This is a genomic window from Sporosarcina sp. BI001-red (assembly GCF_003384035.1).
Classification (GTDB): Bacteria; Bacillota; Bacilli; order Bacillales_A; family Planococcaceae; genus Sporosarcina.
In genome coordinates, this window is the sequence record NZ_QQAK01000009.1 from 607,097 (window position 1) to 619,716 (window position 12,620).

The 12,620-nt window shown below is 41.3% G+C and carries 15 protein-coding genes; 11 read left to right on the top strand and 4 right to left on the bottom strand.

The genetic code is table 11. From position 1 onward, the window contains the following. The first annotated feature begins 331 nt into the window (after nucleotides 1-331). Nucleotides 332-1,189, top strand: a complete 858-nt coding sequence (locus DVB69_RS04880; RefSeq protein ID WP_116017103.1) for a YitT family protein — start codon at nucleotides 332-334, stop codon at nucleotides 1,187-1,189. A gap of 42 nt (nucleotides 1,190-1,231) precedes the next feature. On the opposite strand, the gene DVB69_RS17510 is transcribed toward DVB69_RS04880, so the two are convergent. Next, nucleotides 1,232-1,384 (bottom strand): hypothetical protein, encoded by a 153-nt coding sequence (locus DVB69_RS17510; RefSeq protein WP_158541026.1) that lies wholly within the window; start codon nucleotides 1,382-1,384, stop codon nucleotides 1,232-1,234. Nucleotides 1,385-1,483: 99 nt separating this feature from the next. Here DVB69_RS17510 and DVB69_RS04885 point away from each other — a divergent pair, with 99 nt between their 5' ends. The 4 genes from DVB69_RS04885 (at nucleotide 1,484) to DVB69_RS04900 (ending at nucleotide 3,503) form a co-directional block, all read left to right on the top strand. Next, entirely contained in the window at nucleotides 1,484-1,786 is a 303-nt protein-coding gene (locus DVB69_RS04885; protein ID WP_116017105.1) for a YunC family protein, read from the top strand. Nucleotides 1,787-2,004: 218 nt separating this feature from the next. Continuing rightward, nucleotides 2,005-2,184, top strand: coding sequence for a hypothetical protein (locus tag DVB69_RS04890; RefSeq protein WP_116017112.1), 180 nt, complete (start codon nucleotides 2,005-2,007; stop codon nucleotides 2,182-2,184). 91 nt (nucleotides 2,185-2,275) lie between these two features. Beyond that, a complete protein-coding gene (locus DVB69_RS04895; RefSeq protein ID WP_116017114.1) occupies nucleotides 2,276-2,779 on the top strand; it encodes an antibiotic biosynthesis monooxygenase family protein in 504 nt (167 codons plus the stop codon). Nucleotides 2,780-2,900: 121 nt separating this feature from the next. Beyond that, on the top strand, nucleotides 2,901-3,503 hold the full coding sequence (locus DVB69_RS04900; protein ID WP_116017116.1) for a superoxide dismutase family protein: 603 nt from the start codon (nucleotides 2,901-2,903) through the stop codon (nucleotides 3,501-3,503). A gap of 43 nt (nucleotides 3,504-3,546) precedes the next feature. Here the strand turns inward: DVB69_RS04900 and DVB69_RS04905 are convergent, their stop codons facing one another. The 3 genes from DVB69_RS04905 to DVB69_RS04915 all read right to left on the bottom strand — a co-directional run bounded on the left by DVB69_RS04905 (nucleotide 3,547) and on the right by DVB69_RS04915 (nucleotide 4,510). Then, complete coding sequence (locus DVB69_RS04905) at nucleotides 3,547-3,825, bottom strand: DUF2653 family protein (protein WP_370452920.1); 279 nt, start codon at nucleotides 3,823-3,825, stop codon at nucleotides 3,547-3,549. Beyond that, on the bottom strand, nucleotides 3,825-4,262 hold the full coding sequence (locus tag DVB69_RS04910) for a hypothetical protein (protein WP_116017120.1): 438 nt from the start codon (nucleotides 4,260-4,262) through the stop codon (nucleotides 3,825-3,827). The genes DVB69_RS04905 and DVB69_RS04910 overlap by 1 nt, the downstream gene beginning before the upstream one ends. A 92-nt stretch (nucleotides 4,263-4,354) precedes the next feature. After that, on the bottom strand, nucleotides 4,355-4,510 hold the full coding sequence (locus DVB69_RS04915; protein WP_116017122.1) for a DUF1540 domain-containing protein: 156 nt from the start codon (nucleotides 4,508-4,510) through the stop codon (nucleotides 4,355-4,357). 240 nt (nucleotides 4,511-4,750) lie between these two features. Between DVB69_RS04915 and DVB69_RS04920 the strand changes: the two genes are divergently transcribed. From DVB69_RS04920 to DVB69_RS04945, 6 genes are all read left to right on the top strand, one after another. Next, nucleotides 4,751-5,200, top strand: a complete 450-nt coding sequence (locus tag DVB69_RS04920; protein WP_116017124.1) for a DUF1641 domain-containing protein — start codon at nucleotides 4,751-4,753, stop codon at nucleotides 5,198-5,200. A 33-nt stretch (nucleotides 5,201-5,233) separates the two neighbouring features. Then, nucleotides 5,234-6,418, top strand: a complete 1,185-nt coding sequence (locus DVB69_RS04925) for an NAD(P)/FAD-dependent oxidoreductase (RefSeq protein ID WP_116017126.1) — start codon at nucleotides 5,234-5,236, stop codon at nucleotides 6,416-6,418. A gap of 488 nt (nucleotides 6,419-6,906) precedes the next feature. Beyond that, on the top strand, nucleotides 6,907-8,700 hold the full coding sequence (gene glmS / locus DVB69_RS04930; protein ID WP_116017128.1) for a glutamine--fructose-6-phosphate transaminase (isomerizing): 1,794 nt from the start codon (nucleotides 6,907-6,909) through the stop codon (nucleotides 8,698-8,700). A gap of 347 nt (nucleotides 8,701-9,047) precedes the next feature. After that, on the top strand, nucleotides 9,048-9,932 hold the full coding sequence (locus tag DVB69_RS04935; RefSeq protein ID WP_116017130.1) for an SDR family NAD(P)-dependent oxidoreductase: 885 nt from the start codon (nucleotides 9,048-9,050) through the stop codon (nucleotides 9,930-9,932). Then, a complete protein-coding gene (locus DVB69_RS04940) occupies nucleotides 9,919-11,466 on the top strand; it encodes an AMP-binding protein (RefSeq protein ID WP_199562800.1) in 1,548 nt (515 codons plus the stop codon). The genes DVB69_RS04935 and DVB69_RS04940 overlap by 14 nt, the downstream gene beginning before the upstream one ends. A gap of 211 nt (nucleotides 11,467-11,677) precedes the next feature. After that, nucleotides 11,678-12,001 carry a hypothetical protein gene (locus tag DVB69_RS04945; protein WP_116017132.1) on the top strand — a complete coding sequence of 108 codons (324 nt, stop codon included), beginning with the start codon at nucleotides 11,678-11,680 and terminating at the stop codon, nucleotides 11,999-12,001. Nucleotides 12,002-12,620 lie beyond the last annotated feature (619 nt).

Below are 12,620 nucleotides of genomic sequence, written 5' to 3' on the forward strand. Positions count from 1 at the left end.
CCTGTAGTTGGTTCCGCACGTGTGCGGTTTATTGCTTAATAAGTAGGACGTATCTCTACAAGAAATGTTTTCTTGGTTCATTTATTAGTCTCTAACTAATGAAGCATACGACTTAACCCAACATTTTGCAATACATATATGTCGTTTCCCTGAATAGGATTGCGATTGCATACAAAGGGTATGCTAGTTATAATAACAATGGAATAGATGCAAGACTCACCTTTTTATTTAAGGTGTGACGGACTGTCCTTGTCTTCACCGTCAGACAGGACTTTTTTTGTTTTCTCTCATTCAAACTAAAAATTATGGTGGTATCGAAAGGAGATGTACGATGTTTTTTCTTGAAGCAAAACGAATCGTTACCGTTATTTTAGGCGCGTTATTACTAGCGGTATCACTGAACTTGTTTCTCATAAACGCGAACGTATATGCAAGTGGTTTCGCAGGGATTGCACAACTACTTTCCAGCGTTCTTTCTGACGTTGCTGGAATTACTGTTTCTACTGGGGTATTACTCTTAGTCTTGAACGTGCCTGTGTTCATACTGGGGTGGTTTAAAGTGGGGAAAGGCTTTACCATTTACAGTATCGTTTCTGTAATCTTTACGACGATTTTTATGGGGATTTTACCCGTTATGTCGTTATCAGATGATATTATCCTCAATGCTGTTTTTGGTGGAGTAATCGGTGGAGTTGGAGTTGGAATCTCCCTGAAGCTAGGTGCTTCTACTGGAGGTATGGATATCGTTGCAATGGTATTGTCGCGATTACAGGACAAACCGATTGGTACGTATTTCTTATTGCTGAATGGAATCATTATTGTAGCAGCTGGATTTTTATACAAACCGGAAAATGCGCTGTATACGATGGTCGCCCTTTATGTATCCACTGCAGTCATTGACGCGCTCCATACACGTCACGAGAAAGTGACAGCCATGATTGTTACCCGAAAAGCAGACGAGTTGCAAGAGGCCATTCATAGTAAGATGGTACGAGGAATTACGATATTGCCTGCTAAGGGTGGGTATACAAAAGAAGAAAAGAATATGATGTATTTGGTCATAACACGATATGAACTGTACGACTTGGAAAAAATAATTAGTGAAGTTGATCCAAATGCTTTTGCAAATATTGTTCAGACTGTAGGCATATTTGGTTTCTTCCGTCGGGAAGGTCAATCGATCACATAATGAAGGAACACGCTGCTATGGAACAACATAGCAGCGTATTTTTTACTTTTTCTTTTCACGCTCAGACTTTCTAAAAACTTCCTTGAGTGCATCACGTTTCTCACCGTAAGTAGAATAATCAGCTGAAAATTCTTCACGTCCCGGCAAGATAGCGGGTTTTGACTTCTTTTCACCATCAATATTGCGTTTCGCCATTTGTCACTCTCCTTTTTAAAAAGTATGTGTAGTCCTGACTGCTTTTAGTCACCGCTTGAAGTCGGGCGCCATACTTATAGAGTGAAAGGGGAGGATGGGTTGGTAACCGTTACTTCAGTACAGATTGAAGGGCATAGCTTTACAGCTGTCTCCGTTTCGCTTCCGAAAACGACACTGCTGACAGTTTCAAACGAGAATGGGTATATTATGTGTGGAGCACTTGATGTGGGGTTGTTGAATCGGCTGTTATCAGATCGCCGTATTGTAGCGGGGCGTGCAACTGGTGTGAAAACAATCGAAGAGTTACTCACGGCGCCGCTAGAATCAGTAACACTTGAAGCAGAAGAATGGGGAATAAAAGCAGGAATGACGGGTGAACAGGCATTGCTGAAGATGATTTAATATTTAAAGGAAAGCAAAACAAGAATCTCGGGGGAGTTTAATGAGATTCTTGTTTTGTTTTTGACACAAAACCTTAAAAAGTTTGTTTTGTATCATGGATTATTGTTGCGATTCCCTACCTGATGTTTTATGATGAGAATGAGAAACAATCTCAATGACTACATAATCGTCAAGCGGTTAACTGCTATAAGTCTATGCGCATGGGAAAGGTGAGTGCTATGAAAAAAATCATTATCGCTGCAATTGTTAGTGGCATTGCCCTAGCGGCTCTTACTGCTAGGAATTTCTCTGGAGTTTTCACAGACGGTCTGATCGCGGGGCTCATTGTAATTACGATTTTAGCGGGCTCATCGGCCATCATCGCAGTCAAAGAACGCAGAAAGCAAGCTTGGCATTGAACAAATGATCTGAATGTAGCCGGCAGGTGATTTCTGCCGGCTTTGCTTTTTTAAAACGCAACTTTTCATTCAGTCAGATAGGGGACAGCATATGAATATTCATGTAACTTACGGAGACGTAACAGAGTTAAAGGCAATTAAAGAAAGTTTAACAACAGAGCAACTTGTTCTGATGGAACTTGGTAACGAAGCTGTACTAATCCATGAAAACGAAGGTTCTGCAGGTTTTGCTGAAGCAGATTCTTATACAGTACTCGACGCTTCAGGCGAAATTACTAATGGAAACTATGCAGTTTTCAATAATATTCCAGTCACTACAGAGGGAAGAGAATTATTCGAACAACGATTCATGGGACGAGCTAGACAAATAGAAGATACTGAAGGGTTTTCTGCAATCCGGGTACTTCGCCCATTAGAAAGTGATACGTACGTCATTTTGACAAAGTGGCAAGATGAGGCGTCTTTCAAAGCATGGCAAAATTCTCAAGCTTATGCCAATGCACACAAAAAGCGTGGAACAGAAGAAGGTATTGATAAAAAGCCGAATATATTCTCACGTCCATCATTTGTGACAACCTACCAAAAAGTAGACTGAATGAGCACAAAACCGGTTTCCCATTTAATAATGGGAAACCGGTTTTTTTGAAGGCATACATGTTTAAAAAGGACAAACAAGTGAAAGAGAACATTATAGGTTGAACTGAGGAGGGCTTAAATTGAATAAGAAATTCACGATTTTACCATCATTAGCTCTTCTGGTTGCCCTGAGTGCATGTGGAGCGAAAGACAATACAGATCAGGCGATTCAAGGAGGAGATGTTGAAAAAAATAATGAAGTGACCGAACCTCAAAATGGCATGAAATCTGAAGCATTCACTGTTTTAGTGGATTTAAAAGACGCAGGAGGTAAAACTACCGGAACTGCAGAATTGGAAGAGACGGAAGAGGGGGTCAAGGTGCGCATAAAGGCGGAAGGACTCCCTGAAGGGAAACATGGTCTCCATTTCCACGAGACGGGTGTTTGTGAAGCTCCAAATTTCGAATCTGCAGGTGGTCACTTCAATCCAGATGACACGAAGCACGGACTCGAGATGGAAGGAGGACCGCATGCAGGTGATTTACCGAATTTAGAAGTAGGTGAAGATGGTACAGTGGAGGATGAATTCACGGCTAAAAACGTGACACTCGAAATGGATGCACCCAATTCGTTGTTAAAAGATTCTGGAACAGCACTTGTGATCCACTCAGGGAAAGATGACGGTAAAACACAGCCGTCTGGAGATTCAGGAGAACGAATTGCATGCGGTGTTATTAAATAATACAAAAAGGACAACCTGAAATCAGGTTGTCCTTTTTTAAGAATTAGATGAGCGAGGCAATAATTCCTCGTTCATCATCTAGTAGAAATTTAATGCCTGTAGCATAAGGATCTTGATGAAGTTGTTCTTCAATCCACATCCGAAGTGCTTGAGTCATATCGAAAGTATTCATGTTGACGGTCATCCCGTTGACGTCAGCTTCTGCAAAAAAACCTTCATTATCTTCATAGAACAGTTCAACTTCAACTTGTTCTGGAGTAACGGATTTGTTTTTAGCCTGTTGGATGCAAATAGCGTTAATGATGTCCTGTTCTTCAATCATTAGTTCTGCCACCTGTGCATGTCGTCCTTATCTTGTTTCTTTTTCTTGAAGTACATGTAGACCATGCGCACAACACCGATAATCGCGATGATCGCGAAAACATTAACAAGTAAACCTAAAATGGAACCGAGGATACCCATGTTGGCAAATAGGCTTCCAAAAAGAATACCCGCTAGTCCACCTAGCATAAGTCCTTTCATGATTCCTCTGGATTTAGGTTTAGCTGTTTGTGATCCGTTTTTTTTAGTAAAGGAAGCATTATCCTTCTTCTTATCGACTACTGGCTTGTTGAAATTATTTTGGTTTGGTGTAAATCCTCTTTTGCCGGATTTGTAGCCCTTCGCTTCGGCCGATGGTGAATGATCGTTAAACACAATGGTTCCAATCGGTGAAAGAATTAGCGTGAGAGCTAAAAATGCTGCTGCAACTTTTTTCATGAACTAGTCAAACCTCCGATGAAGTAATGGATTGTTTACAATCCTCTTCACCATTGTACAATAGAATGATTCAAAGTTAAAATAGTTCACTTTTACAATTGAGGTACAAACGTTTTACAGTCTGTTTCACTGCTTGACATCGCATGATTGCCTTGCTTGCTGACGACATATATTTCGTCCGCTTCACACTTGTTTCCTTCAGACCAAAACTTGCAATTATTAACTTCACATCGAATCCGCTGCCCCATGTCTTGCACCTCCTTTTAATGTAGGATGTGCAAGACATGCATCACTATGCAAAGAAAATGAAATTTATTTAAATGCCAAACTAAAAACTTGAAGTATGTACAAAAGAGGCGTATAGTGACTTGATGGTAATCTGATTAGGTGATTATGGCATGCGGATTTGTAAAAGTTTTACGTGTATTCAGCATATAGTTTACCTAGTTTCAGAACAAAATAAATTAAACTAAAAAGGGGATTTGCACATGACTACGCCGCTCAATCCTGAAGAAGCAGGAAACGTTGCTACAGAAGGCACACAGCTACCTTCCGATCAAAAACAAGACATTCTAGACCAGTTGCTTAAACCGGAAGTTCAAGAATCTTTGACGACTCTTGTTGAAAAACTTCCACAACTAACAGAACTTGTTGACTTAATGACCAAATCTTATGATGTTGCCAAAGCAGTTGCAACAGACGAAGTTTTGGTAAAAGATACAACTGAATTCATGAAAGAAATCGTAGGCCCTGTAAAAGACTCTGCGAAAAACATGGCAGCTACTGTTATCGAAGCAAAAGATCTTGCTGCAAAAAATTCAGAAACAATTGGCTTGTTCGGTCTTATGAAAATGATTAAAGATCCTGAAGCACAACGTATTTTCCGTTTCCTGAGTGCTTATCTTGAAATTTCTGGCCAACGCAACCATACAAAATAATTCGAACTAACTATTAGTAGAGGGGACTAGACAATGACCAAACACATCGTTATTTTAGGAGCAGGTTATGGCGGTCTTTTGACAGCGCTAAATGCTCGTAACTTCCTGTCAGAAAATGATGCAACTATCACACTTGTTAACCAAACATCAACTCACCAAATTATTACTGAACTCCATCGTTTAGCTGGAGGAACAACTAATGAAGGTGCAGTTGCACTTCCACTTGAAAAGCTACTTGCAGGTAAAAACGTTGATTTGAAAATCGCTACAATCGAAAGCTTTGACGTTAATGCGAAAAAAGTGAACTTGGCTGGTGGAGAAACGCTTACTTATGATGCACTTGTTGTCGGACTTGGTAGTAAAACAGCGTACTTCGGAATTCCTGGACTGGAAGAACATAGTATGGTGCTTAAATCCGCAAGTGAAGCAAAAGCGATTTTCAAACACATTGTCGATCGCATTAAAGCGTATGCAACAACTCATGACGAAGCAGATGCAACAATCATGATCGGTGGCGGCGGATTGTCAGGTGTAGAGCTTGTTGGTGAAATCGTTGACAACATGCCGAAAATTGCACGTGAGCACGGTGTCAATCCTGCAGATTTGAAGATCATGCTTGTTGAAGCAGGTCCTAAAATCCTTCCAGTACTACCGGATAACTTGATCGAGCGTGCTACTGAAAGTCTTACTAAGCGTGGCGTTGAGTTCTTGATCGGACTTCCTGTCACAAACGTTGAAGGCAACCAGATTTCGTTGAAAGATGGTCGTATTATCAAAGCGAACACATTCGTATGGACAGGTGGAGTTACAGGGAATCCACTCGTTGGAGAATCCGGAATTGAAGTCGACCGCGGTCGTGCAACAGTCAACGAATTCCTCCAGTCTAAATCTCATCCAGATGTATTTGTGGTTGGGGATAGCGCGGTTGCGTTCCCAGCAGAAGAGGGAGCACGTCCGTACGCACCAACTGCACAAAACGCTTGGCAGATGGGCGAACTTGTTGGATACAACGTGTACGCAATGCTTACAGGTAAGTCTATGGAAGCATTCAACCCAGTAAATTCTGGTACACTTGCTAGCCTTGGCCGTAAAGACGCAGTTGCATCAATCGGTGGAAACAATACATCCCTTAAAGGAATGCCAGCTTCATTGATGAAAGAAGCAAGTAACATCCGTTACTTGACTCACATCAAGGGACTTTTTGGTCTCGCTTACTAAGAAATACTAAAGGCTGTCCGGGACTTCAGTACATACTGAGTTCTGTGGCAGCCTTTTTTAAAAAAATAAGGTACTCCTATGAATGATGTTGTATAAAATAACCTTATAGAGTATGTTTGTTAATTGTCGGAACGATTCATCATTTGACAGAAGAAAACTAGATTCGTTATAGTAAACAATGACGGCAATTCAGTCCGTGCGAAAAAGGAGAGTAGTAGGCACGTAAAGTATTGGAAACCAGTTAAAGCGCCAGCGCCAAGAAAATCGCACAGATTCTCGGCAGACGAGGTGGAGGTTCATCGAACATTCGGCGGATGCCTCCTGATCGCAGATACCCGATCATATGCAGTTCCTAAAACACAGAGGTAACTCGGTGACACAAAAGGGATGTAGCAGGTATCAGACAAATTCAATGGCCAGTCCGGGCAGAACTGCCTGACTGACCTATACAGTTTTGCTTCCGGACTGCCTGATACGGAGGAACAATTATGTGCGGAATTGTAGGGTACAACGGAAAGAACCAAGCAGCAGAGATTTTATTGAAAGGGCTGGAGAAGCTCGAATATAGAGGATATGATTCTGCTGGGATTGCATTCCAGACAACTCAAGGCGTCACAATGTTCAAGGAAAAAGGCCGCATTGCGGATTTAAGAGACGCAGTAACGGAAGAAATCGATGCACACGTCGGGATCGGCCATACACGCTGGGCGACACATGGTGTACCAGATCAGAAAAATTCGCACCCACATAAAAGTGCCTCTGGACGTTTTACACTTGTCCATAATGGTGTTATTGAAAACTATGAAAAACTGACTCGTGAATACTTGCAAGATGTCCAGTTTGTTTCTGAAACGGATACGGAAGTCATTGTCCAACTGGTAGAGTACTTTGCGAACGCTGGAATGACTACAGACGAAGCATTCCGTAAAGCGCTATCGTTGCTGCATGGCTCGTATGCAATTGCGATGTTAGACGAACAAGATCCGGATACGATCTTTGTTGCGAAAAACCGCAGTCCGTTACTAGTGGGGGTCAGCAACGAGTGTAATGTAGTTGCATCTGATGCGATGGCGATGCTTCAAGTGACCGATCAGTTTATTGAACTGCATGACGGTGAAGTTGTTTTGCTTGGGAAAGATGGCATTGTGATTGAAACCCTTGCAGGAGATAAAATCGAGCGCGCTCCGTATACGGCGGAACTCGATATGAGTGACATTGAAAAAGGAACGTATCCTCACTATATGTTAAAGGAAATCGATGAGCAGTCAGGTGTGATGCGTAAGATCATTGATGCGTATAGCACAAATGAGGGAACCTTGGATATTGACCCGTATATCAAGCAGGCATTTCAACAGGCTGACCGACTATATATTATTGCGGCAGGCACAAGTTACAACGCTGGCTTAATCGGAAAAGAATATTTTGAGAAACTAGCAGGTTTACCGGTCGAAGTCCATATTTCCAGTGAGTTCGGCTATAATATGCCCCTTCTTTCGAAAAAGCCGTTGTTCTTATTCATTACTCAGTCCGGTGAAACGGCAGATAGTCGACAAGTGCTTGTAAAAATAAAAGCACTTGGGTACCCATCAGTTACAATGACGAACGTGCCAGGCTCTACGCTTTCACGTGAAGCAGCCCATACGTTATTGTTGCATGCAGGTCCAGAAATCGCCGTTGCATCGACTAAAGCGTATACCGCTCAACTCGCAGTCCTCGCGATTACGGCTTATGCATTAGGTGGAGGGGCGCAGAAGCTAGACTTGAAAAAAGAGCTAGCAATTGCAGCCAATGCGATTCAAACGTTAACGGATGGTAAAGAAGAAATTGAAAAAATTGCCTTAGACCTATTAACGGATAAACGCAACGCATTTTTCATCGGACGTAATCTAGACTTTTACGTAAGTTTAGAAGGTGCGTTAAAACTGAAGGAGATTTCCTATATTCAAGCAGAAGGCTTTGCTGGAGGAGAATTGAAGCACGGCACAATTGCATTGATTGAAGAAGGGACACCTGTCATTGCACTTGCCACTCAACCAAGTGTCAGCCCTAATCTTCGAGGAAATGTTAAAGAAGTCACAGCCCGTGGTGCACACGCTTGCATCCTCTCGATGGAAGGCGATAATGAACCGGGAGATCATCTCGTATTGCCTCACGTGCACGAGCTTTTAACGCCACTTGTTACAGTTATTCCACTTCAGTTGCTTAGTTATTTTGCATCGTTGCAGCGAGGCTGTGATGTGGATAAACCAAGGAATTTGGCAAAGAGTGTTACGGTAGAGTAAGGAAATAAAACTTAATAGTATTGATTTGATAAACCTCTTTGGATAGAATTGTCTAAAGAGGTTTTTTTGTGTATTCATAGTCAAGAAAAGCGTGTTAGGTAAAATGGTGTATTTAATGAATGTGCATTGTGCTGCAATTGGGCGAGAAAGTTTGAATAGGAACGGCGGTAGAGAATGGTGAATTCATAACGAAACACACGTATAAGAATTATCCAAATTGGTGACTCATAAATCGCACCTATTTCCGTAATAGTATAAACTATGAGGTTATTAACTGCCCTCCGTTAAATCAGATTTTCCCATATATCTATTCAAACTATCACCGTTTTAAAAAAGGAAGAGACCCTATGATTACACATGAAAGTACGTTTCCAGTTCATCGCTATAGTTTCATCGAGAAGCTATTATTTCAACGTGTTCGTTTCACCCCCTCTAAACTGGCGCAGGAACTGAACGGGAAGACGATTCTGATCACAGGCGCGAGTTCAGGCATTGGGGAGCAAGTGGCATATTTGCTGCAAGACTTTCCTGTTCATTTGGTTTTGGTTGCCCGACGCAAGGAAAATCTTATGCGCATTAAATATGAAATTGAAAAGAACATGGCGACTGTCACTATCGTTGCAGCAGATCTTCGAGTCAATGATGAGCTGGAAGAGCTGATTTGCCTGATTCAAGAGCTGCCTCATGGTCTTGATATCGTGGTCAGTAACGCAGGATTATCCATCAATCGGTCGATTTATGAATCGTTGGACAGGCACCATGATTTTGAGAGAACCATGGCGATTAACTACTTTGCCCCTGTCAAAATGCTACTGGCGTTCATTCCATTGCTAGAGAAAAACAATGGACAGATCATCAACATATCTACTATTAATGCTGTATTAGTTCCATTTCCTAGATGGGCTGCATACCAAGCCTCCAAAACAGCGTTCGACAGCTGGCTACGTTCCACAGCAATCGAGCTGCAGCGAAATGGTGTATCGACCACTTCGATCTATCTTCCGTTAGTAAAGACGGACATGATCCGGCCAACAGAGGCTTATGATCGCATGCCGGCGATGTGTCCGAAACATGTCGCTAAAATCATTTGCAAGTCCATGTATACGAAATGCAAAATGTATAGGCCGTGGTGGCTGCCCATCGGACAAATTTCTTCTGTCCTTTTCAGGGGGACGATAGAAAAAGTAATGATGAAGACAACTGGAAGGGGGAATCGGCGTGCAGGTTCGTAACTTGGCTTACCTGTTAAAAGAGATGGAATTGCTGTCGCCTATGGGGGCTGCTGGATTCGCCTCCGCTGTTAGGAAGCATGGTGTGAACATCATGATCCTTCTGGAACTCGCAGACAAGATACATGGAGAGAAGGTCGCGATAGTGGATGATCTCGAGTCGATTAGTTATTCACAGCTCCGCAAACAATGCGATGCCCTTTCTATGCATCTACAACGTACTTATAGACTCCGTGAAAACAAGAAAGTGGCATTTCTTTGCCAAAACCATTCCTCAGTTGTCAAAGCTATTTTTTCAGTATCCCGTTTAGGGGCAGATATCTATTTACTGAACACAGAAATGGGAGGCAGCCATTTTGATGAATTACTTGAACAGCATTCATTCGACTTACTAATTTATGATCAGGAATTAAATGAGCTTGTGGAGAATTCTAATTACCGAAATCCGAAAATTTTGAGCTTTCATGATGACAAACATGCCATTAATCATATAATCTGCAGCGAAACATCTGTTTCTAGTGAAAGTAAGAGAACTTCATCCGGCAAAATTGTTCTTTTGACAGGGGGAACAACCGGAAAGCCGAAAAAAGTGATCCATCAGCCGTCGCTTTTTAATTATGTTCAACCGTTCTTGACGATGGTGACGAAACTGGGGCTTACACATCGCAAAAGTGTACTAATTGCCACTCCAATTTATCATGGGTATGGAATTGCTATACTGCTGTCCTTTTTAGCGTTAGGGAAGACGGTCGTCTTGACTAAAGGATTTGCTGCAGAGAAAGTGTGTACTCTCATTCGTAGCCATGAAATAGAAGTAATCACAGTAGTTCCGTTAATGATTGAAAAGCTTTTAACGCATAAGACGAGTGACTTAATGTCACTGAAATGTATAGCATCCGGTGGAGCGCCGTTACATCCGAAGCTCGTTCAGAATATCGACATGAAACTCGGTAAGGTTCTGTTCAATCTCTATGGGACTTCCGAATCGGGATTGAACTGCATTGCGACGCCCGCTGATTTAACGATATCGAGGAATACGATCGGCAGGGTGATTCAAGGAAGTCGGTTGAGAATACTGGATGAAACGAAAAAAGAAGTAGCAGCAGGAAACGTCGGCCAGTTTTTTGTGAAGAACCAATGGTCGATGAAAAATAAGGAGTCTGCCTGGGTCGGAACTGGGGACTTGGGATACAAAGATCAGCACGGATTGTTGTATTTGTGTGGCAGGACAGATGATAGGATTGTATCTGCTGGAGAAAATGTCTATCCAATTGAGCTGGAACAGCTTGTAAGGACCCATCCCTTGGTAAAAGACGTGGTGGTCATAGGTATACAAGACGATCGATTCGGCCAACGATTATGCGCATTTGTTGAACCAGTAAACGATGAACTAACCAGTCAATCCGTCATGGAATGGCTAAGAGCTATTTCTGCGCGGTATCAAATGCCAAAAAAAGTGATTATTATTAGTGGCATTCCGTACACTTCGTTAGGAAAGCAGGATAAGAAACGGTTACGAGATATGACGGACGACTAAGGCATAGTAGTTATCAGTAATGGTTCATATATATTTGATCTTTTCTTATAGTTATGACTGCATTGTTTATGTTTGAGTTGTCAAAATACATACTAAGGTATCTTGGCAATCAGAATGTTTTTTTGTAGATGGGTGCTAAATTAGACAAAACATACCCATTTTGAAACCTTCGACGGATAATTCGTATAAAAGTGTATCTGGAGGGATTTAAATGAAGAAATTACTAATCGTCATCCTAACTATGTTAATAGAAACAGGATTGTTGTGGGGTATGTCTATATTTATCAAATGGGACTTTATGGAGACCATTTTCTTGGGAGCGCTATTAATAGTTGCAATTCTATGGCTTTTTTTATACTTTTCGAATCACAACCAAAATGTATTTTACGCTAGCGTAAAAGGATTGACGGGTGCCGATGCGGGGGGAGTAAAATTGTTTCGATTTCGTTTTCCGCCTATCATTTTAGGATTAATCTTGTATATGGTGTTAAGTTTATGTGTGACTATTTTCTACTATTATGATTACTTTATTTAATTATTTTTATGTTTAATCGAATAAAGCCTTTCTGTAACAGGTTCTCAAATAAATTCTACGAAGAATTACTTTCAAAGCGGCAGACGCATATTAATGAAGTGTACTTTGCAAGATCATATTGCAGAGTTGAGCAACTGAAAGTACATATTGTTGCAACTTGTCATGGAGTCTCTGCAAGAATGATTATCACGCCAGGAAACCAGCTGTCCATTGTATCAATGAATAAATTAATTAAGATAGAAAGAAGTTAGACTTAACAAAGATACTTTGATAATCGGGCGCATTTTCTGTTTACGGGTGACTCTGCAATTGTTTATATGGTCTTCTTCTTAGGCGTTTTTATACTTGTTATGAAGGTTTTAGAATAGGGAGCTAAACGGACAGCAAATGCGTTTGTTTCCATCTTGGGGTTTAGGTTTTATTTTATTTGTTGCCATCTACATTTTTTTAAATTATGTGGGGCGTTAATTGCAACGTGTTATGTCAGAAAAGTGAATAGGCTACACTTACTTGGACAGAAAAGTTAGGGTCTTGTAGAATACAACCAAAGAGATGAGGAGAATCTACATGACTGAAAAACGAGTGAGACGAACCTATACAAAGGAATTTAAAAACCAAA